This window comes from Flavobacterium chungangensis (assembly GCF_042654045.1).
In the GTDB taxonomy this organism is placed as follows: Bacteria; Bacteroidota; Bacteroidia; order Flavobacteriales; family Flavobacteriaceae; genus Flavobacterium; species Flavobacterium chungangensis.
The window spans coordinates 1-22,714 of sequence record NZ_JBHSFY010000019.1; the positions used below are offsets into that span (position 1 = coordinate 1).

The window sequence follows — 22,714 nt, forward strand, 5'->3', positions numbered from 1 at the left end:
TGTTAAATCGCAAACGAGCTTCTCTTAAAGATAATGAATCCCTGCAAATTGACTTTAAAACCTTTAATTTAAAACCAATCGGATAAACCTGATTTTTTCGTGACATTAAACCTGCCCTTCCATATTCTCTGTAAAAACTGACCCATTTGCGTATATTAGATTTGCTGGTTCCTTTCTCGCTAGATGCTAATGCAAATGAATAATGTTTAACAACTACTAATTCTGCACACTCAAGTTTGAATTCATAGCTGTGCTTGACTTTTCTTTCCATAAAAATGCCCCCAAATAGCGTCTAACTTTTTGGGGGCAGTGCAAAGGCTTTATAAGCCTTTTTATAATCATTAAGAAAATTCAGGGCAACTTTTTTGCTAACTTTTAAAATATAATATTCTACTGCTTCCTCAATATTTTTTAATGCAATTGGAGAAACTATAATCTTATAATTCATACTTCTTTTTTAAATCGGTATAAACAGATTCAGCATCAGTGTAAAGATTTTTATCTGAAATAACTTGATCATTTAATATATTCTGTTGTTCTTCAGATAAGTCATATGGTTTTACATTCGCTATCTCAAATTTGATCTTTAGTGATTTCATAAAAGCTTTTACAGCTTCAATTTGAGAAGCGTCTTCTGTATACGCTGTGATGTTAATTGCTTGCATGATATTATTTACTAAAGTTAATCAACAAAGTTAAGACAAAAGTCTAATTTCCATGTTAATCTCTATAATTTATTTATTTCTTTATTACTGTGAATTGCATTTTTTCGTAACATTACAACAAAAAGAAATGAAAACGCTAACTATCCTAAAAATCACAATTGCAGTTTTATTTTTCCAGCAGACTTTTTCTCAGGAAATCAAAAAAGAAACCACAGCACCACAATACACAATAGAAAACTGCGTGAATCATTTTGACATAAATAAAGCCACCAAAACGAAGGTTGGTTACCAATATTGGTTTGCCAATAAAGATTTCACTCAGGAAAATACTTTAAAAATGAGCATTGTTGAACCTGGAAAATCGACGCACGCGCCACATCATCATCCTGAAGAAGAATTTTTCTATATCTTAGAAGGAACTGCTGAATTCTTTTTCGACGGAAAAACCGTTACAGCGGGGCCAAATACCAGTTTCTATTGTCCGCCAAATGCCGAACACGGGATTAGTAATGCAGGGAGAACAGATTTGAAATATTTGGTCATTAAAAAGGATTTAAGATAGTTTGGTTTCTTGTATTTTGAATTAACCAATTAATTTGCGCTGTTTCTATATTTCAGATGCTTTTTGTCTTAATTAAATTGGCATTTAGAGCCTAACATTAATCTGCATGCCCTTTAAAATAATTGGAAGCCATCTCTACAATTGTCTCTTTTGTTGTAAAATTGTATTGTACTCCGTGATTAAGTGTATAAGAATCACCAAGCTCTGGATGATGTTGTTTTCCATCTATGTGAAATGAATCAAGGACTGACAGCCAGAGATTACGTTGCTGGTCTCTAAAATAGAACTGGTCTCTATCTGAAACAACTAAGATTGTCCCGTTGTCATTGTCAAGAATCGAAGTATTGTTGCTGCCCTCATAGTCACCCATAATAGTAATATTGGTGCTGTATTTTTTGGACGTTAATTCTGTGATTTTTTTTGTTAGCGGCATAGGAGTTGGAATTTGATTTGTCTTTGAAACAGTAAAATTAAAAGTACACATTTTACTAATAATATTCTAAAAAGTTTTTTTAAAAGTTAAAAGTTTTGAATAAAAAGATTAGTTTTCAAAAAAGCAAATAAAAAAGGACAACGACCAATTTGGTGCTGTCCTTGAGTAAATTGCAAAATTTTAGAATGTGCTATTCCTAAGAATGTATTAAGTAATTTGTAATCTGCCAGAAAGAAAACGAAACAAAGGTCATTCACTTACAACATCATCTTTCATAGAATCTTTGCTAAAAATTTTGTCTATTAATATGAATAATAACAGGATTTCTGCCGTCTAAATCTCTTTTTTCGCGACCATACAAACCAATTGTTGTTGTATCTGGCTTTTTAGATCTTATTTCTTGCGGGCTTACATACGTATACATTCCGTATCCATGTCCAGAAACGATCCAGCCTTCTGTGTTTTTTAAATCGGTGACATCAAAATCTTGGGATCGTTCTGTATAGACGGGACCAAACTCTTTTATGAGTTTTAGGGCTTTGCTCTCTAAATTGGAAACTTCATCAACATGTTCAAAAATGATATACGTTCCGTTTTTAAACAAAACCCAATCCTGAAATTTAGGATTAATACTAAGTCTGACATGATGCAGTAACTCTGCTTGTGATATTCTGTTAGTTTTTTGATGTTCAACTTTCTGTTTCATAAAAAGAAAATTTAAAAAAGAATAGTATGGTTTTAAATCACTTAATTGGTGTTTTGAAGAATGTATTTTTGAGACAACCTGCCTGTAAAAGTTTTAATTCTATTATTATAAGGTATTTTTACAATTCGTTTTATTTCAATAAAAGCACCTTTAAACCAAATGCCTAAAGGTGCTTTTTCAATTTATATAGAAGTAAGATTAAGATGCTGTGTTGCCTGTATCTTTTTTGCGGTAAAACCAATAGAAAACTTGTGGTAAAACCGTAAGCGATAAAAACATACAGGTTATTAATCCGCCCACAATCATAATGGCTAATGGTTTTTGCACTTCAGAACCCATTCCGGTAGATAAAGCAGCTGGAAGCAATCCTAAAGATCCCATAAGGGCAATCATAACAATAGGACGAATTCTACTGTGAATTCCTTCCGAAATAGCATCTCTTAAATGCATTCCGTTTCGCATATTTTCCCGAATCATTCCGATAAGGACAATACTGTCAATCGCGCTCACTCCAAAGAGAATAATAAACCCAATTCCGGCCGAAATTCCGAAAACAGTTCCTGTTACCCAAAGCGACAGGAATCCGCCGATAAAAGCATAAGGCATTGCGGTTACAGCAATCATAGTGTCTTTGAAATTTCCAAAATTGAAATACAACAGACATAAAATTAAGACCAAAACCACAGGAATAATCATTGCCAATTGTTTGGTTGCTCTTTCTTTGCTTTCAAATTCTCCTGCCCATTTCATCACATTTTCTTTAGGAAGTTTGACTTCTGCAGCTACTTTTTTCTGCGCTTCGTCAATTGTGCTTCCAAGATCTCGTCCTTCAATACTAAATCCAACGGCAATATAACGGCTGTTTCCTTCGCGATAAATAAAGGTTGGACCCGTTTTATAATCTACGGTTGCAATTTCTTTTAAAGGCACTTTTTTACCATTTAGGGTCGGAATAAGAATACCCTCGATTTTTTCTTTAGAATCACGATATTCTTTTTCAAAACGCAAAGTGATATCAAAGATTTTTTCGTCGTCATAAAATTTGGTTGCCGCTTGTCCGCCAATGGTCATTCTAATTACGGCTTGCGCATCGGCAGTAGTAACCGCGTAACGAGCCATTTTTTCGTCGTCAAGCTGAATTCTTAATTCGGGTAAACCAATGTTTTTGTAGACATTAATATCTTCAATTCCTTTTACGTCTTTGATTGAATTGGCGACTTTTGCAGCCATTTCTTCCAATTGAAAAAGATCACTTCCAAAAATCTTAATCGCCAGCGGACTTTTGACTCCGGCAACATATTCTTCGACATTATCCTGAATAGGCTGACTGAAACCAAAAGCAATTCCAGGATATACATCGAGTACTTTTTTGATTTCGGCAATTAATTCTTCTTTACTTATATTGTGTTTCCATTCGTCTTTATGTTTAAGTTCGATATGAAATTCGATATTAAAAAATCCAGTCGGGTCTGTTCCATCGTTTGGTCTTCCGGTTTGAGAAAGCACAAATTTTACTTCTTCAAACTTTCTAATCTTGGCTTTCATTTCTTTCGTCAATCTAACCGATTCGTCAAGGTTGATGCTGTTTGGCAATGTTGCTCTTACATAAATAGCGCCTTCATTCAGTTTCGGAATAAACTCTGATCCGTAAAAAGCAAACTTTGCACAGCAAACTGCTAATAAAGCTAAAAAGGCATAGAAAGTAGCTTTACGATGTTTGGTGCTCCATTGAAACAATTTAAAAAGGTTTTCTCTAAAGAAACGCGAAATCATATTTTCTTTCTCGACAATGTTTTTGGTCAGCATGACTTTACACATTGCAGGAACGTAGGTAAGCGATAAAAGCAATGATCCTAATAGCGCATAACTTAAGGTAAAGGCTAGGGGAGAGAACATTTTTCCTTCTACTTTCGTGAAAGAGAAAATGGGCATCAGCGCTACAATCAAAATGATTAAGGCAAAGAAAATATAAGTCGCCACACTGCCGACACTTTTCTTGATTAATCCCATTTTACTCATACTGTTAAAGCGTTCCATACCCACTTTATGTGCTTTCTTTTCGAGCGAGACAAAGACTTGTTCGACAATAACGAGCGTTCCTTCGAGCAGTAATCCAAAATCTAAGGCTCCCATCGAAATTAAATTGGCAGGCAATCCCTGAATTCTTAACATAACAATAGCAAACAAAAACGAAAGCGGAATTACAGAAGCCACAATCAACGAAGTTCTCCAGTTGTAAAGGAAAATAAACACGATTAACGATACCAGTAAAATACCCTCAACAAGGTTTTTAGTAACCGTTTTTACGGTTGTATTGACCAATTCGGTACGATCGATAAACGGAACAATTTTGACATTATCGGGTAAAACTCTTTCGTTCAGTTCAGTCAAACGTTCTTTAAGTTTTTTAATTACTTCACCCGGATTTTCTCCACGAAGCATCACGACAATTCCTTCTACAACATCATCATTTTCATCTAAACCGACTTGTCCTAATCTTGGTTTTGCCGAGATCGAAACTTCGGCTACGTGTTTTACTAAAACGGGAGCCCCGCCTTTGGTTTCGATTAAAATATTGCCAATATCTTCGACTTTATTAACTAAGCCGACACCTCGAACAACATAAGCCTGATCGCCACGTTGAATAACATCTCCGCCCACATTAATATTACTTTTTGAAACCGCTTCGTAAACATCTAAAGCCGAAAGATTGTAATTTTCTAACTGTGTTGGATTAATTTTGATTTCGAACATTTTTTCTTCACCACCAAAACTTACCACATCAGCAACTCCGGGAACGGCAACCAATTCTCTTTCAATAACCCAATCCTGAATGGCCTGAATTTCTTTTATAGGCAAATCACTTTTAATAACATATCGGAATATCTCGCCCGTTGCGCCAGAAGGCGGATCGATTTCTGCATCGGCTCCTTCGGGAAGATCAAGTCCGCCCATACGGTTTGAGGCGTATTGCTGTGCGTAAAAATCCTCTACGCCATCATCAAATAATACCGTTACAACCGATAATCCAAAAAGCGAAATAGAACGGACTTCGGCTTTTTTCGGAATGGTATTCATTTGTTTGGAAATCGGAAGCGTGATGAATTTCTCCACTTCTTCGGCGCTTCTTCCTGGCCATTGTGTAATGATTCTTGCCCTTGTATTGGTTACATCGGGAAAGGCTTCAATTGGTGTGTGAATATAACTCACTATACCGGCGACTAGTAATATTGCGGTCAGGAAAAAAACTATCAGGGAGTTTTTTAGCGAGAAAGCAACTAATCCTTGTACAAATTTTTTCATGTCTTGTATTGTGTTTATCCGTTTTGAGGATAATTAGTTTTTTAATCTTTCGTGAATTAAAAGCTGATTTTTGGTAATCACCATTTCGCCTTCTTTAACTCCGTCTTTAAAATATACCCAGTTGTTATTTTTAATAACCGGATTAATTTCTCTAGTTTCTATCGTACAATCGTTTTTATAAATTAAAATATGGTCACGGTTGTTGTCAAAAATTACGGCTTTTGCAGGAACAGCTTCCAGCATTTCGCCACCCAGACTTTTATCGATTATGATATCTGCAGTCATTCCGGGTTTAAGTTTTAGGTTTTTGTTTTCCATTACAATTCTGGCTTTCAAAACATGTTCGTCGGCATCAAAAACTTTGGACATCATTTTTATTTTTCCTTTAAAAATTTCTCCCGGATACGCTGGTGTTGTAACATCTACAGCCATATTTTCGGATACATTTTTTAAATTACTCGTATATACATTTACCAAAACCCAGATTTCTTTTAAGTCAGAAATGGTAAAAAGCGGTTCACTGCTGTCTGTAATCTGCATTCCCGGACTTATATTTTTGTCTACGATGTAACCTTCAGTAGGCGCTTTAATTAAAAAAACAGATCTTTCGCTGCTCGCGCTAAACATCGCTAGATTGGCTCTTACATTTTCAAGCGAAGACTTTAAAACATCGAGTTCGCTTTGCGCTTGCAGTAAATCTTTTTGTGACGAAATTCCATCATCAAACATCGATTTTGCAGCTTGTAAATTGCGTTGTGCTACAGTTATTTGGGATTGAAGCGATTTGCTTTCAGACTGCATGCTGTTTAATTCTGTACTTTTTATTTCTGCCAAAACCTGTCCTTTTCGAACATAATCGCCTAATGAGAAAGTGGTTTTGGTTATAATTCCTTCTACAAGGCTGTTAAACTGAACAACGTGATCGCCATTGTAAGTAATGTTTCCCGTAAGGTTTATAGATTCGCTCACAGAACGTTTTTGAATGGGTTCGATGGTGATTTTTTCTTTTAAATCTTTATCGATGCAAAACTTTTCTTCTTTCGTTTCTTTAACTTCTTCTTTTTTGCCACATCCGTAAACGAGCATTAGCCCCAATATTGGGAGTACAATATATTTCTTCATTTGTTTTTGTTTTTGAAAATTAGATTTAGTTGATCTCCTGACCTGAGATATAGCGCAGTTCTTCCAGATTTTTGTTCAAGTCCATTTTAGAATTCAGCAGTATGGTTTTGTTGTCTAAATAAGCATCAACAAAATCAAGATACTCGAGCATGCTGGTATTTTTTTGAAGGAAGTTTTTACGATACGCTTCTAAAAGTTTGTCCAAATCTCCTTCGTAGTCAGCCTCGACGCTGTCGTATAATTTTTTGGTAACCAATAAATCTTCATAAGACTGCAATACTTCAGATTGTATGCTGATTGTTTTTTCTTCTGCCAATAATTTTCCCTGATCAAAAGCTAGTTTTGCGGCTTTTATATTTCCTTGGTTTCGATTAAAAAACGGAAGATCAAGCGAAAAACCAACGCCCACAAAATCATTCATTAAACTCGCTCCACGGTCATAACTTACACCAAGTGTAACATCTGGTGTTCGCATCGCTTTTTCATATTTGTACTTGTTGTCGTTATACTCATTTCCGAGTTTAAGCACTTTCATATCAGGGCGGTTTTCTACAGCCGAAGCCATCAGATTGCCTAAGTTTATGTTTTCGATATTTTTATTATCAGGAACAAAACCTTCATCGGTAAGTTTGATATAATTTGTTGGCGGAAGATTCATTAAAACCTTAAGTTCTTTTTGCAACGAATTATTTTCCTTTTGCAAATCGGCTATTTCTTTTAAGAATTGAAGTTCAGTTGCTTTTAGCCTGAAGTATTCGCCTTTGCCCACATTGCCTTGTTTTACCTGATTTCCGTAAGCTTTTAGTAAAGTTTGCATTGACGAAAGCTGTTTTTTATAAATAGCTTCTTGTGCTTGATTGTATTGCAGTTCAGTAAGATTGCTTCTGAATTCGATTTTCAGATTACGTAAAAAAGTTTTGAAATATTCTTTGGCGATGTCAACACCCACTTTTTCCATCTCAATCAATTTTTTTCGCTTTCCAGCTGTCTGAACAAGCTGTTCCAGTTCGGCATTGACTTGCGAAGTTTTTCCGAAATTTCCCCATAAAGGGGGCAATTGCTGTGCTGTAGCATTGTTCCAAAGATTGATTTCGCCCACAGTAAGCGTAGGATTGGGCCATAATTTTGCCTGAATAACTTGTGCATCGGCAATATCGATGTTCAGTTTTTCGGAAATAAGAGAAATATTCTTTTCCAAAAACAAAGCCTCGGCCTGTGTTCTGGACAGCACAATTGTATCGTTTATGGCAGTAATCTGCGCCACACTTTTGTGCGATACAATAACGAGTAAGGTTAAAAGTAAACGTTTCAAATTAAGTAGTTTTAATGATGTCGCAAAGTTATTGGCGACATATTAGCCCTTAATTTGATGTGTGTTATAAGACGGTTAGAGCAACATTAGAAAACGATTAGAGTCTCGGAAATAGTAGTGTTACCGTTGTTCCTTCGTCTTTTTTGGATGCAATATTAAAATCGATATTGTTTTGTTTGAAGATAATATTGGCCAGCGAAAGTCCGACACCGCTTCCTTTTATATCTTTTACATTTTTGCCTCTGTAAAAGGTTTGTTTTATGAAAGTTAAGTCGTCTTGGCTAATTCCAGTTCCGCGGTCTTCAATAACAATTTTGAGCTGATTATTCTGTTCTAGCAGACTTATTTTTATAGGATTTCCGTTAGAATATTTTACGGCATTTTCTATAATATTATATAAAGCGATTTTGATTTCGTTGCTATTTCCTTTTATCGAAAGCAGTTTGTCATTTACCACTTCGAGAACAATTTGTATTGGAGTATTTTTTAAATCGTAAATAGCAGGCAATTGATCATTAATATCCCAAACCAATTCATCAACTCTGAAAATTTCGTTGAGTTCTGTATTGTTTCGCAAGCCCGAAAGCATCATCAAAGTATTCATGGTATCTTCGATCTGATAGACATTTTCTAATACTTTCTCAGACATTTCTTTGTATTCGGCACTTGATCTGTCTTTTTGAGCAAATACTTCTAAGTTTCCAGAAATGGCCGTTAAAGGCGTTTTAAATTCATGCGAAACATAATTAATGAAGTTCTTCTGAATGATAAAAGTATCCGATAAACGCGTAAACAAATTGTTGTACGTTTCTACCAACTCCTGAATATCATCTTTGGAATTTGGAGAAACAATCTGGCGATCCAGCGACGAAGCCTGAATTTCGTTTACCTGATCGATAATGTTTTTTATAGGACTGTAGGCGAGATTAGAAAGCACACGACTTACAATATAAATGGTAATTAAACCGATGATTAAAACCATTATCATAATGATTTGCAATCTGTCGGTCATGGTTTTAAATTCGACGTCATTTTTCTTTACGAAAACCACAAAATCTCCTTGGTTGTCATGGTAATAACTTCCGAAATAAAAATGATGTTTAGATTTGAAACTAAGCTTTCTGTTTTTCCGAATATAATCCAGTCTTTCGGCATTGATATTATTGTCGATCGTTTTGTCGCCATATACAATCTGATTTTTATTGTTGTACACGCGCGTAATGATTTCCAGCGAATTTTCCCTGAATTGCTGACCAATTAACAAATGCTGATTTTCGGGCAATTCGTCTTTTTCGAGATAGAAAATCCCCGTCAATAAGCATGTTTTTTGAAGTTCGTTATATACAATCTTTTCCGAATAACTATAGAATGAAAAATACGTGATAAAGGAAGCAATGACAAAGACAACGCTAAAGGTAAGAGACGATATTAAAGTAAATCTATTGCGTATTTTCATGATTCTTCTTTAAGCATATATCCTGTTCCTTTTATGGTATGGATAAATTTATGGTTTTGCTCAATTTTGTTTCTTAAATAAGAAATATAAACATCGACAACATTGGTGTTGTTATCGTAATTAATGCCCCAAACGGCATTTAAAATCTGTGTTCTCGGAATTACTTTGTTTCGATTTTCTAATAAATACAACAGCAGTTTATATTCTCTTGGCGATAAATCGATTAGTTTATCATTTTCGGTAACCTTATGTTCCGCTGGATTTATAGTCAAACTTCCCAGAGTATATAAGGTTTCTTCTTTGTCATAATTAAATTTTGTTCTTCGCGTAAGCGCATTAACTCTCGAAATTAATTCTTTAAAATGAAACGGTTTTACCAAATAATCATCGGCACCAGAATCTAAAGCCGTTACTTTATCATCCGTATCGCTCAAAGCGCTTAACATTAAAACGGGCGTATGATTTTTTTTGAAACGCATTAGTTTCACCAACTGAATCCCGTCGATTCCTGGAAGCATAATGTCCATTAAAATAATATCCCAAATATCCTGCTGAATGAGGTCTCTGGCAATCTCGCCCGTTTCGGCCAAATGCACAGTAAAGTTGTTTTCCTCCAAACCTTTTACTATAAATTCGCTAATGCGTTTATCATCTTCAATGAGTAAAACATTCATAAATGGTAGATTATAATGGTTGCTGTTTTGACTAAAACGGAAATGTTTAATCTTCTGATAAGTTGTTTTCAAAAAATAAGGATTACCAAAAATAGCAATTATTTTTTTGAACCATATAAGGTCATATAAGTTATTGAAGTTTTTTTATTATAAACGTATTATTTGTCATTTCGACCGAAGGGAGAAATCACACTCGTTTGTTGACAAAGATTGGAGATACTTTGCGGAGTTTCTAGTGTGATTTCTCCTTACGTCGAAATGACAAAAACACGGTATAAAATACTAAACCAAATCGACATCAATCTTATATAATTTCAGTTTAATTTTTAATAAAAAATTGATTTTCAATTAATTAACTTTTATTAAAGAAAGCTTTAACAGCGTGTATTTCTGCTGGCTGTTTGAAATAACTAATTTTAACTTAAATCAAAATTAATAACATTTTAAATATTTGAAATTATGAAAAAGAATATCGCCATATTAGCCACAAACGGTTTTGAAGAATCAGAATTAGCATCACCAAAAGCCTATCTGGAAGAGCAGGGTTGGAATGCAGATATCGTCAGTTTAAAATCTGGAACCATCAAATCTTGGAAAGATGGAAATTGGAGCAAAGAATATAATGTTGATGTCGTATTAGATCAAGCAAATGAAGTCGATTACGATGCTTTGGTAATTCCAGGTGGAGTTATAAATCCTGATTTATTGAGAAGAGAAGAAGCTGCAGTAAATTTTGTACGTTCTTTTTTTGAAAGTAAAAAACCAGTAGCCGCTATTTGTCACGGACCTCAAATTCTGGTAGATGCTGATGTTTTACAAGGTCGAAAAGTAACGTCATTCTTCTCTATTAAAAACGATTTGAAAAATGCCGGAGCACAATGGGAAGACTCAGAAGTTGTCGTAGACAATGGATTAGTAACCAGCCGAAACCCAAATGATTTGCCCGCTTTTAATAAAAAAATGGTGGAAGAAATTAAAGAAGGAATACACGAGCGCCAGAGAGTCTAAAAAAGAAATTTCTATTTAGATTTATCAAATTATAAAAAATGCAAGATCAATTTTGGTCTTGCATTTTTTTTGATAAATACTGTGGTGCTTTTGCTTCGTTCATCCAGACAAATGTTTACATGCAGTTTGTCATCCTGAGGAACGAAGAATCACACGGGCATATCGATAAAGATTGACGATTTAGATTGCGGGGCTTCGACTTCGCTCAGCCTAACAAATTTTTCATGTTCTTTTACGTATAGTTTTTCTATTGGTCTAGTTTGTCATTTCGACCGAAGGGAGAAATCACACTCGTACATCGACAAAGATTGGCGAAATACTTTGTAGAATTTCTTGTGTGATTTCTCCTTACGTCGAAATGACAATTTCAGAACTAACAAACATTATGAGATATATGTTTTTATTCAAAATGAAAATTAAGAAATTCAAAAGTTTCATTAAAACTTCTTATCAATTCAATTTTCTTATCTCTTCGCCATTTTTTTAATTCTTTTTCTCGGGCGATTGCTTCCTGTATCCAAGTGAATTTTTCGTAATAAACTAAAAATTGAATATTATATTTTGCTGCAAAACTGTTTATATTCAAGTCTATGTTTTCTTTATGTTTTGCCAATCTTTGTTTTAAATTATTGGTTACACCAATGTAAAAAGATGTTCGATGTTCATTTGTTATGATGTAGATGTAATAAGTATGAAAGCCAAGTTGCGGATTAAACATTGTATTTTTTTGTACGAATATACATGTTTTTAATTCTTATTTGTCATTTCGAGGAACGAGAAATCACACGCGCATATCGACAAAGTTTGTCGACTCACTTTGTGGAGTTTCTAGTGCGATTTCTCCCTTCGGTCTAAATGACAAGATTGTGTCAATTCGTAAAGTATGTCAATGCGCACAGTTTGTCATTTCGTTTAGTTTGTCATTTCGACTGAAAGGAGAAATCACATGCGTATATCGACAAAGATTGTCGAAATACTTTGTGGAGTTCCTAGTGTGATTTCTCCCTTCGGTCGAAATGACAAAACTCCATGAATTCGTCCTGTTTGTCATTTCGAGGAACGAGAAATCTCCACAAGTAGCTCGACTAATATTGGCGACTTAGTTTATATTCTCAATAAACCATTCAATATAGTTAGTTTTTATGTTCTGCAATTCTACTTGTTTTGCTAAAAGCGAATTTTCTGGTAACAGTTGCAGCAACAATAGATTGACATTTAAATTTATTATTTGTTTCAAATTGTTGATTAGTATGGGCTGACCTAAAGCTGAATGAAAATTCATTTTATAATTTGATTCGCCACTAGATATTTCTGCAAAATTCCAGGCATCAGAAAAGACCATTACAGTATTAACCGCTGGATTGGTTTCTTTAATATATTGATCAAACTTTTTGTAACTCTGGATTTCTGCTAAGTTTTGTTTACCAGCATCGTCATCAAACCAATAAAGCCGATCTTGTTTTTTTGCAATTTTTAAAATCTCTTTTTTGGTAATTTTTGCTAAAAGATGAGATTCTATAAAATCAGAAGTAAAGTTGTTTTCGTTTTGATTTAATGCTTTGATTAGATTTTCGACTACAATTTTATCAAATTTTCTATGTGATGATTTAGTAATCGTGTCTGAAATTTTTCGATTGTTTCTCTTCGTTTCAGCATTGTATTTATATTTATTTTTGATGGAATAAAAAGAAGTTAAAACAAAGAAAGAATCTTTTTCTATAAATTTAAAAACTTCTTGTTTTTCGTATTCTCCAATCTTTTCAAAGTTATATTTCCCAATAGTATATTTTATACTAAATTCTTTTTCGGAAGAAGTTTGTCCGATTAGTTTAAACGAAATCAGTAATAAAAAAATAAAATACAGTCTAAACATCATTCTTTTTGGTTCCAAATTGGCTTTTTCAAATGTATCAATTTTTGATTATGATTTTATACTTTTGATATAGTTATACTTTCGTAAATAATAAATTTTGTTTGAAAGAAAAATCTTTCTTTTTAAAAAGTTTTCTTACATTTGAAGTTCTTAAATCTTCACATTAAGACAACATAAAATTTGCCCTCGTGCTATGTAGTAAAGCTCCGAAAGGACTTTGACGCCGTGAAGAAGCGTAAGACTGCTAAGGTATGAGGGTTTTTTCTTAAATTCTTCACTTTATGAAAAACAACACCCTTTCCAAAGAAGCCCAAACAAGGCTAATTGATTTTTTTAACCATATTATAGATCCCGAAGATATGGCTAAAATCTTAAGACAAGTAAATTGCATTTTAGCACTCGGCGTAATGCGACAACACGAAACCCTTCAAATTGGACTAACCAATTTTGAAGACAATTATTATTGGCTCAATGAATTGGCGGAGATTTTGAATCCTTATTTGAGTGAGGAGTAGAAGTTTAAATGTAAAAACCTCGATTTTTTTAGGATCGAGTTTTTTTTTTATTATCGTTTTTTGGGTTCTGCAATGCTGTACAGTACTAGGTTTTAGTTATAAGTAAAATAATGTAATTACAAGTTTCAATCTATACTTATTTTATTTTCAAATGCTTGTTTCAATTTTATTGCCATAATTGTTTCTTTCCCTTTAATATTAACATAGTCTAATATGTCATCTTCATCCTCACTTGATTCTTCTTTTGTTATTATTCCTATCTTGTTTAATTTATACTCAAAAGGTTTATGGTAATCAGTGGGTAATTCTGTGATAATTTTGTTGCATACCTCTTTTGCAAGCTCATGTTTGTTTAGTCTTATTGCAACTTCAGTAAAATGAGTTAAACCATCTAGCACAAAGTTTCTGCATTTAGGACTTAATTCCATCAAATCCTTATCCTTAACCAATCCATACAGCTTGCTACCTGGATAATTAAATAATTTATTAAAACGAGTTCTTTGATCATTATATAGCCAACGATATTGCTGCTCTTTAATTTCTTTGAATCGTTTTTTATCTTTTATCTCATTTCTTTCAGAAATTAACAAAATGGTAGAATATGTCATTTGAGTACCTAATATTTCAAAATATGTTTCTTCAGAAATTTTAGGTTTTGATGAAATATAATTTTCTAGTATATCAACTGCCTTATACCTAAATGTGCTTGAACCTTCTGCCCAATGAAATTTTGAATTGTTTATTATAAAATCAGGATTAAACTTAAACCAATGCCAGTAATCTGAAAATAATTTAATTGCTTTATCTACCCTGCCTTTTTGAGAAAAAAGGTAGTTTGCATAATTAAATAATGCCTTTAGCCGAACATCTAATTTAGCGGTTTCTCTTTTAATTATTCTTCTGTATTGATTTTCAACTTCACTTTCAGATGCTTCAAGTCTTTTAGAATCTGCAATTTTCAATAGTGCATATTCAGTTTCTAATTTTTCACCACTTTTAATTAAATTATATCTATTTGTTATGTCACCATCATATTCTTTACCTTTTTTTTCATAATATGCTCTCATGAGCCTAAGTATCTCTGGAGAGAAAACTTTGAAAAAATCTTCGTCTAATCTTTCAATTATTCTTAATTTAATCAGCTCATTCATTGAATTATCAAAGGTAGAATCATTATCTTCTTTATTCAGTATAAATTTTAAATTGTCTATTAATCCAGTCAAGTCATCATTAGTTACAAGTAAATTAATACCTAAAAACATATTTTTTGCATCATTTGAAAGATAATCATAAATTCTGTCATAAAGAAAACTTTTCGCTTGATCAAGTGATTTAATATCAATTAGTAAAGTTTCTAGAATTGAACCTTTTTGAACATAAAGAATTAAAAATTGTAATATGAATAATGGTCGTCCTGAAGTAATTTCATAGATTTGGCGAGAATATTTTCGAAATATTTTAATCTCTTTTTCAAAATTTATGTCGGGAAATTCATTTGCCGTTGCCTCTATTAAAAAATCAATTGTTTTATTTTCCGAAAGTTCATTTGTTTCGATTTCAATTCCAGTTATTAGTGTGGCAGAGCGCGTTGTTAGAATTACTTTATGATAATTAATATTCAGTTTCTCGATAAAAGAAGTAATTTTATTTTTCTCTTCTTTACTGAAAGTTTCAAAATCATCAATAACAATTAATACCTTACCTTGAAAGTTTATTATTTGTTCTTCATCTAAACTATTATCGATGTCAAATAAAATTTTATTTATGAATTCAACTATTTCATTAAATGAATTGAAGTTCCCTTTTATTTCTTCTATAATTCCTTGATAGTAATTATAGTATCTGTCTTTTGCAGATAAAAATATTATATAATCAAATTTTTTATACTCGGTATTAATTAATATTTCGCATACATTCTGTATTGCAGAAGTTTTACCAATTCCTCCATGTCCCCAAAGAGTAGCAAATACTGAAGAATTATTTTTTGTTAAAAATTTATCTATTTGGTTACTTACACCAACATCAATGTATTTTTTATGATTTTTTGAATATTTGTTAATTATAGTGCCGTTTGAGCTTTTAATTTTTAGAGAATCTTCTATTATGTTTATAGTGGTTAATTCAGGAAATTCTAATATAATTTTTCCTGTCCTTAAAAGTTGATTATATTTTGTTCTACCTGTTAGTTTTTCTTCAATTGAAGAGAAAGTATAAAAATCATTTTCATTTTCAACAATAATGAATGGTGATAATTTAAAGTATGTATTGTTATTATACTTTATGTACAATGCTCCTTTTTGGAAGTCGTGCACTTCTTTTGGGCATGTCCATAATGTATAATCTGATCCATTAGATTTAAAATTTATTCCTTTATAGAAACCATTATCATTCGAAGTTACTAATATAAGATCATGATCGGCTAAAATTTCAGATTCGGAATTATCAAATAATTCTAATAAGTATTTAAATGTTAGAATAATTGTCTCTATTTCGTCTTCAAAAGTATAACCATGACCTAATTGTTCATTTCGAAGATTAGGATATTTTTCGATTGAGTCTCTAAGCTTATTTAGTTTCCTGTTTCCAAATATTTCAGTTTCAATGTCTAAATGCCTAGAAATGGAAACTATACTTCCGATAGATGGTTTAAGAATACTTTTTAATATTTCTTCTTTTTTTTCCTCTGAAACTTTATCTATGTTTTTATTCCATAAATATCCAAGAATAAAAATTAAATAAAACTCTAATTTAGATTGAAGATGTGTCTTTAAATCCTGTTTCTTATCTAAAGAATTAAGTAAATCAATTTTTTTATTTATCTGGTTTAGTATGTAATTCATTTTTCTTGTTTTAAGAAATTTTATAGAAAAAACGAATGTATATTATTCATTTAAAATTAAAACAAGTATTTATACCTGAATTTAAAGAGAAAAAGTTTAAACATAAAAAAAGGACAGTCCCTCCAATTAAAGAAGAACTGCCCTTTTAGGCAAATTTTTAAATTTGCATTCCTAAGAATGCGTACAGTTTTTGGTAATCACTAAATTGAAGACTAAACGCAGGTTATTCGTTTATGACATCGCCTTCCTTAGTTTCTTCGCTGGCAATTTTTACCAGTTTATCGTTTGGAGTCAAATCGCCGAAAATTTCGATTTTATCTTCGATTTCTCTTCCTTTTTTAATGTCAACTCTTGTGGCTTTGTGGTTTACTACTTTTACCACATAAATTCCTTCTGCAGAACTTACTACGGCAGATTTTGGTACTACAAATGTGCTGTCTTTCGCGTTAAGCGGTAATAAAACTTCGGCAACCATTCCTGGTAATAAGTTTCCTTTGGTGTTATGAACGTCCATTTCAACTCTTTCAGAACGTAATTTTAAATCTAAAGCGCCAGACATTCTGGTAATTTTTGCTGTAAACGTTTCTGGCAACGATTTTACATTAAAACTCATTTCGTCGCCTGGGTGTAAATATCCTGTGTACAATTCTGGAACCGAAACCGCCAAACGCAATTTACTTTGCTCCTGAATGGTTAATAAAGGCAAATCTGAACCTTTTCCTGCTGGACCAACAAATGTTCCTAAATTCACATTTCTAGCTGCTACAACACCATCAAAAGGAGCGCGAATTTCAAGATAACCTCTCATAATCGCAATTTCTTTATGAGCCGCAATTGCCGCTTGAAGTTGTGCGTAATCAGAGTTCTTTTTACCGCTTGCCATTTCTAAATCGTTTTTAGAAATCGTTCCTTCAACCTTGCTTGTTTCGTACAAACGGTTGTAAGTGCTTTTGCTGGTTGCGTAAATCGCTTCCATCGATTTCAATCTCGATTCGGCTGCTGCCAATTGCGAACTGATTTCTGGTGCTTCTAACACAATCAAAAGTTGTCCTTTTTTTACTTTCGTACCAATATCAACTTTCAATAATTTTACGAAACTGCTCACTTTTGCGTACAAATCAACTTGTTGGAAACCGGTTAATTCGGCTGGTAAACGCAATTCTGTTGTTAGTTTTTCTTTCGCTAATGCGAAAGTTTCTACTTTAGGTTCGATTTCCGCTTTTACCGTTTCTTCTTTTTTAGAATTACAGCTATTCAGGAAAAATACTGCTGCTAGAAACAGCGGGCTATATTTTATAATTTTAGTGTTCATTTTTTGGTTTTATATAATGAATATGTTTTTAACTCTTTGGGAGTAATTGTTTTTAACACATAGGTACATAGCTTTTCTTTGTGCACAAAAGGCGTTTCACTTTTTAAAATAAACATAGCTATGTGTGAAAACTAGTTTTTTCTTTTACCTTTTTTATTTAAAACTAAAATCTATGTTTCTATGTGTTAAAAAAATAATTACACTCAACGAGTTATGACTTTCCAACTTTCGACTTACTTATTGATGAGATATAATGGATACTTTCTTCGTCTTCAGGATCTAAAGAAACAGATTGTGTCGATGTTTTTTCTTGTGCCCACGCAAATATCTGCGGAAGGATTAATAATACGGCAAAAGTAGAAAATAATAATCCGCCAATAACCGCTCTTCCTAACGGAGAAACCTGATCGCCTCCTTCGCCGTGTCCAATTGCCATTGGCAACATTCCCGCAATCATCGCAACCGAAGTCATGATAATCGGACGAAGACGCAACGCAGCTGCTTCACGTGCAGATTCTAAGGCATTTCCGTTTATTTTTCGAAGCTGTTCAGCATTCGTGACCAAAAGTACGGCGTTGGCAATAGAAACTCCAACCGACATGATGATTCCCATATACGATTGTAAATTCAACGTTGAACCTGTAATTGTCAGCATTAATAAAGATCCTAAAACTACGGCAGGAACTGTTGTTAAAATAACCAGCGAAACTTTAAACGATTGGAAATTAGCGGCCAACATTAAGAAGATTACGAAAACGGCAACCAATAATCCTGTTTGTAAACTACTTAATGTTTCGGTCAATACAGTACTTAGTCCAATTGGCGTAACAAATAAACCACGAGGTAATTCGCCTAATGAACTGATTGTTTTGCTCACATCTTTAGAAGCCGTCCCCAAATCGGTTTTATAGATGTTTGCTGTAACGGTAATGTATGGCATAGCCCCTAAGTTATCATTTTCACCGCTTACAAAGCCCGGTGTAATTTTAGCAACGTCACTTAAAACAGGACGAAGCGAATTTTTCAATACCGGAATTTCTCCAATATCGGTTTTGCTTTTCATTTTATTTAAAGGCACTTGAACCTGAACAGAATACGATAATCCTGCTTTTTCATCGACCCAGTTATTTTTTTCGGTATAACGAGAAGATGAGGTTGAAGCCACCAATGAACGCGAAATATCATTCATATCAACTCCTAATTCGGCAGCACGGGTTCTGTCAATATCAATATTCATTGCTGGATAGTGAATTGGCTGTCCGATTTGCACGTCTCTGAAATACGAAATTGCTTTTAATTTGTCTACAATTTGAGTCGCGTATAATTCGTTTTTCTTTTTGTCTTTTCCGGCAACTCGAATTTCAATTGGAGTAGGAGAACCTTGGCTTAAAACTTTATCTGTCAATTCGATTGGCTCAAAAGAAAGTTTAGTGTCTGGCAATACTTTTTTAAGTCTTGCTCTAAACTCATCTTTAAAATCGTCCATATCTTCATGATAGTCTTTTAAACTTACTTGGAAAACCGCTTCGTGAGAACCTGCCATGAATAAATAAATCGGGTTGATCGAGAATAGAGAAGGGTGCTGGCCAACATATACAGATGTGATTCCGATATGATCTTTTCCGACCATTTTCTCCAATTCTTTTAAAACAATTCTGGCTTGTTCTTCTGTTCTTTCCAAACGCGTTCCGTCAATGGCACGCATTCTCAACTGAAACTGACTTGAATTGGTTCTCGGGAAAACGTCTTTTCCGATAAAAGTAAGAAATACAATCGCCAGAATAATGGATCCTGTTAGATAAATAATAGTCGTTGCTTTTTTATGAACAAACAAGCGATCTAAAGTTCGCATGAAACGATTTCTGAATTTTTCGAAACCAGTAACTTTTCCGTCGTTGTTGAAATCTTCTCTTTCAACCAAATCTTTTTTCTGGCCAATTAAATTTTGCTCCGATTCAGGCGTTAATCCGCAGGCGTTAAACTCTGCTTCGTCGTCTGTAATGTTTGGTTCGTGTGCGTGTTTTTCATGACCTTTCATCATCCAGTTGGCCATTACAGGAACAAAAGTCTGCGAAAGCAAGAATGAAATTACCATTGAGAATCCAATCGCCAAAGCCAAAGGCAAGAACAATGCTCCCGGAATTCCGACCATGGTAAATGCAGGCGCAAATACGGCTAGAATGCAAAGTAAGATCAATAATTTAGGTAAAGCAATTTCCTGACATGCATCCCAAATGGCGAGTGCCTTGGGTTTTCCCATGTCGAGATGCTGGTGAATATTTTCGATCGTTACCGTACTTTCATCCACCAAAATACCAATTGCAAGAGCTAATCCTGAAAGGGACATTAAGTTAATCGTCTGTCCGAATAATTTCAGGAATAAAACTCCAGAAATAATCGAAATCGGAATCGTCATAATTACGATTAAAGCTGCACGACGGTCGCCCAAGAATAGTAAAACCATTAATCCGGTTAAAACTGCACCGATAATTCCCTCGGTAATCAAACTTTTAACCGAGTTGATTACATAAACCGATTGGTCAAATTCGTACGTAATGTTTACATCTTCAGGAAGTGTACTTTGAATTTTAGGAAGTTCTTTTTTCAATTTCTGAACCACATCCCAAGTCGAAGCGTCTCCCGCTTTTGCAATACTAATGTAAACCGAACGTTTTCCGTTTACCAAAGCATAACCTGCCGTAATATCGGCACCATCTTTTACAGAAGCAACATCGCCTAATTTTAAGTTCTGAACACCGCCTTTGAATAACGGAATCTGTTCAAAATCTTTAACTTCTTTAATGGTATTATTTGTTGGTGTAATATAGTTTTTGTCGCCCATACGCACGTTTCCAGATGGAGCCGTTTGGTTGTTTAAACGAATCGCATCAACAATCTGGTCTGGCGTCATATTATGAGAACGCAATAAATCGGGATCAACGTTTACCTCAATAGTTCTTGGGCTTCCTCCAAAAGGAGCTGGAGATAATAAACCTGGAATTGCAGTAAACGAAGCACGAACATAAACGTTGGCTAAATCCTGTAATTCGTTGTTTGAACGTATTTTACTGCTCAAAACCAATTGTCCAATTGGAAGTGAAGAAGCATCAAAACGAATGATAAATGGAGGCTGAGTTCCCGGAGGAAAAGCCGCTTGGATTCTGTTGGAAAGCGCACTTAACTCGGCAGCTGCCTGAGCCATGTTGGTTCCTTCATAATAGGTTAATTTCATAATCATTAACCCCTGAATATTTTTGGTTTCTACCGATTTGATACCGTTCGAGAAAGGTAAAACGTTTACGTAGTTTTTGGCAAAATAAGCCTCCATTTGATCTGGCGTATAACCTCCAAACGGGTGCGCAATATAGATAACCGGCAAATTCATTTTTGGCAGAATGTCTACCTTAATGTCTTTGATGGCACCGATTCCGAAGAAAAATAGACCCGCAACCAATACTAAAATGGAAATGGGTTTGCGGAGTGCAAAACGTATTAAATTCATTAGGATTTATAATTAAAATTCATTTATAAATAAGTCAAAATTTCCTGTTGCAGCGACTTTCAATAAGTACGATTGCCACACATTGTTATTGACAATATCTCGATCGATTTCAGCGCGATTTAAAACATACATGGTTTGTGTTAAATCAGTCAAATCAGTTAAACCGTTTTTGTATAAAGTCGATTTTTGAACATAAGCTCTTTTTGCAGCATCAACCTGAATTGGTGCTTCGGCATAATTTTCCAAAGTAATTTTGATTTTATCTTCGGCAAAATTCAATTGCGATTTCAATTCTCTATCGGCCTGATTGTATTCTTCCTGCAAAGCCTGAGAAACAAATTTCTGAGCGCTAACTTGTTTGCTTGATCTAAAAGGAGTGGTTAAATTCCATGTAATTCCAACACCGACCAAATAATTGGTACGATCAGGATTTACGCCATCCCAATAGTTTCTGCTAAAGGCATTTTGGTCTGTAGCATAAGTATTGTCAAATCCTGAAGCTCTGGTTTGTAAAACCCCAAAAGCACTCATGGTTGGATAATAAAATCTCTTATACAATTTAACCTGCTGGTTGCTGTAATCGATTTTCGTTTTATAGAATTGTAATAAAGGGTGAAGACTATCTGTAGAAGCTTCTTTTGTTACTAATTCCTTCGGAATCTGAGTTACAAATAAAGTATCTGTAACGAAATCCTGAGGCGCAACGCCCATTAAATCAACTAATTTGTTGTTTTGTTCTTTAACGAAGTTTCTAGCAAGGTTTAAAGCGATTTTGGCTTTAGAAACCTCGGCTGTAGCCAAAGTAGAATCGACTCCGGCTAATAATCCGTTTTTAACTCTCGCTGCAGCAGTCTTTTTGAAAACTTCTGCACGATCTAAGTTCTTTTGCTGCGAAATCACTAATCTCTGGCTCGCCAATAGATTGAGATAAGCAGCCGAAATTTTGATTTCCTGTTGGAATTTTTCCTGCTGTAAATCTTTTTCTTTAGCCTGAACATCAATTTTAGATAAATTGATTTTTTCCTGTGTTTTTCCGAAAGTGAAAAAATCCCAGTTCATGTTGACTAAATAAAGTGCGCCAAAAGCCGAGTTCCAGTTTTGTTCTGGTAACGGAAGTCCCGATGAAGCAACTCCTAAACCTCCAAATCCATAAAGCGGTCCGTTTTGTCCGTTTACGGTTCCGTAATCCTGTTGTGCCGATAAATTCAAGTTTGGCAGGTAATCACGGCGAGATTGTTTTAGAGTCTCTTTTGATGCATTGGTGTAATTGTTTTTTGCTCGGATAGAACCGTAGTTTTCAAGACCTATCTTTATTGCTTCTTTTAAAGACAGGGTTTGAGCATAACCGATTGAGGCAAAAATCAATAAAAATAATAAGGTAATTTTTTTGAAATACATAAACTCAAGGTGTGAATAGAAATGTTTTTGAAG

Annotated in this window: 19 protein-coding genes; 3 read left to right on the forward strand and 16 right to left on the reverse strand. The window is 33.9% G+C overall.

All coding sequences use genetic code 11. The features are described from left to right. The 3 genes from ACFO3N_RS22770 to ACFO3N_RS22780 form a co-directional block, all read right to left on the reverse strand. Window positions 1-271: transposase (locus ACFO3N_RS22770; protein ID WP_465254290.1), on the reverse strand; the 271-nt coding region annotated here is incomplete at its 3' end. A 21-nt stretch (window positions 272-292) separates the two neighbouring features. Continuing rightward, window positions 293-448 (reverse strand): hypothetical protein, encoded by a 156-nt coding sequence (locus tag ACFO3N_RS22775; protein WP_379801137.1) that lies wholly within the window; start codon window positions 446-448, stop codon window positions 293-295. Then, a complete protein-coding gene (locus ACFO3N_RS22780; protein ID WP_379801139.1) occupies window positions 438-665 on the reverse strand; it encodes a DUF2683 family protein in 228 nt (75 codons plus the stop codon). Before ACFO3N_RS22780 ends, ACFO3N_RS22775 begins: the two co-directional genes overlap by 11 nt. 127 nt (window positions 666-792) lie before the next feature. Between ACFO3N_RS22780 and ACFO3N_RS22785 the strand changes: the two genes are divergently transcribed. Beyond that, entirely contained in the window at window positions 793-1,227 is a 435-nt protein-coding gene (locus ACFO3N_RS22785) for a cupin domain-containing protein (RefSeq protein ID WP_379801140.1), read from the forward strand. Window positions 1,228-1,324: 97 nt separating this feature from the next. Here the strand turns inward: ACFO3N_RS22785 and ACFO3N_RS22790 are convergent, their stop codons facing one another. The 7 genes from ACFO3N_RS22790 to ACFO3N_RS22820 form a co-directional block, all read right to left on the reverse strand. Next, window positions 1,325-1,660, reverse strand: coding sequence for a hypothetical protein (locus ACFO3N_RS22790; protein WP_379801142.1), 336 nt, complete (start codon window positions 1,658-1,660; stop codon window positions 1,325-1,327). Window positions 1,661-1,946: 286 nt separating this feature from the next. Beyond that, the gene (locus tag ACFO3N_RS22795; RefSeq protein WP_379801144.1) at window positions 1,947-2,366 is read right to left on the reverse strand and encodes a hypothetical protein; all 420 of its coding nucleotides are present in this window, start codon (window positions 2,364-2,366) and stop codon (window positions 1,947-1,949) included. 198 nt (window positions 2,367-2,564) lie between these two features. After that, a complete protein-coding gene (locus ACFO3N_RS22800) occupies window positions 2,565-5,669 on the reverse strand; it encodes an efflux RND transporter permease subunit (protein ID WP_379801147.1) in 3,105 nt (1,034 codons plus the stop codon). A 33-nt stretch (window positions 5,670-5,702) separates the two neighbouring features. Then, complete coding sequence (locus ACFO3N_RS22805) at window positions 5,703-6,791, reverse strand: efflux RND transporter periplasmic adaptor subunit (protein WP_379801149.1); 1,089 nt, start codon at window positions 6,789-6,791, stop codon at window positions 5,703-5,705. A 25-nt stretch (window positions 6,792-6,816) separates the two neighbouring features. After that, the gene (locus ACFO3N_RS22810; protein WP_379801151.1) at window positions 6,817-8,103 is read right to left on the reverse strand and encodes a TolC family protein; all 1,287 of its coding nucleotides are present in this window, start codon (window positions 8,101-8,103) and stop codon (window positions 6,817-6,819) included. A gap of 97 nt (window positions 8,104-8,200) precedes the next feature. Continuing rightward, window positions 8,201-9,559: a sensor histidine kinase gene (locus tag ACFO3N_RS22815; protein ID WP_379801153.1), complete on the reverse strand. Its 1,359-nt coding sequence runs from the start codon at window positions 9,557-9,559 to the stop codon at window positions 8,201-8,203. Further along, window positions 9,556-10,233: a response regulator transcription factor gene (locus ACFO3N_RS22820; protein ID WP_379801154.1), complete on the reverse strand. Its 678-nt coding sequence runs from the start codon at window positions 10,231-10,233 to the stop codon at window positions 9,556-9,558. The genes ACFO3N_RS22815 and ACFO3N_RS22820 overlap by 4 nt, the downstream gene beginning before the upstream one ends. Before the next feature lie 459 nt (window positions 10,234-10,692). Between ACFO3N_RS22820 and ACFO3N_RS22825 the strand changes: the two genes are divergently transcribed. Then, window positions 10,693-11,241, forward strand: a complete 549-nt coding sequence (locus tag ACFO3N_RS22825) for a type 1 glutamine amidotransferase domain-containing protein (protein WP_379801156.1) — start codon at window positions 10,693-10,695, stop codon at window positions 11,239-11,241. Window positions 11,242-11,641: 400 nt separating this feature from the next. On the opposite strand, the gene ACFO3N_RS22830 is transcribed toward ACFO3N_RS22825, so the two are convergent. After that, window positions 11,642-11,959 (reverse strand): GIY-YIG nuclease family protein, encoded by a 318-nt coding sequence (locus ACFO3N_RS22830; protein ID WP_229349670.1) that lies wholly within the window; start codon window positions 11,957-11,959, stop codon window positions 11,642-11,644. A 381-nt stretch (window positions 11,960-12,340) separates the two neighbouring features. Further along, window positions 12,341-13,117 (reverse strand): hypothetical protein, encoded by a 777-nt coding sequence (locus tag ACFO3N_RS22835; protein WP_379801158.1) that lies wholly within the window; start codon window positions 13,115-13,117, stop codon window positions 12,341-12,343. A gap of 278 nt (window positions 13,118-13,395) precedes the next feature. On the opposite strand from ACFO3N_RS22835, the gene ACFO3N_RS22840 reads away from it, so the two are divergent. Next, entirely contained in the window at window positions 13,396-13,629 is a 234-nt protein-coding gene (locus tag ACFO3N_RS22840; RefSeq protein WP_379801160.1) for a hypothetical protein, read from the forward strand. Window positions 13,630-13,754: 125 nt separating this feature from the next. On the opposite strand, the gene ACFO3N_RS22845 is transcribed toward ACFO3N_RS22840, so the two are convergent. From ACFO3N_RS22845 to ACFO3N_RS22860, 4 genes are all read right to left on the reverse strand, one after another. Further along, a complete protein-coding gene (locus ACFO3N_RS22845) occupies window positions 13,755-16,469 on the reverse strand; it encodes an NB-ARC domain-containing protein (protein WP_379801162.1) in 2,715 nt (904 codons plus the stop codon). Window positions 16,470-16,692: 223 nt separating this feature from the next. Then, window positions 16,693-17,781: an efflux RND transporter periplasmic adaptor subunit gene (locus ACFO3N_RS22850; protein WP_379801164.1), complete on the reverse strand. Its 1,089-nt coding sequence runs from the start codon at window positions 17,779-17,781 to the stop codon at window positions 16,693-16,695. A gap of 211 nt (window positions 17,782-17,992) precedes the next feature. Continuing rightward, a complete protein-coding gene (locus ACFO3N_RS22855; protein WP_379801165.1) occupies window positions 17,993-21,283 on the reverse strand; it encodes an efflux RND transporter permease subunit in 3,291 nt (1,096 codons plus the stop codon). A 12-nt stretch (window positions 21,284-21,295) separates the two neighbouring features. Then, entirely contained in the window at window positions 21,296-22,681 is a 1,386-nt protein-coding gene (locus ACFO3N_RS22860) for a TolC family protein (RefSeq protein WP_379801166.1), read from the reverse strand. Window positions 22,682-22,714: the final 33 nt, after the last annotated feature.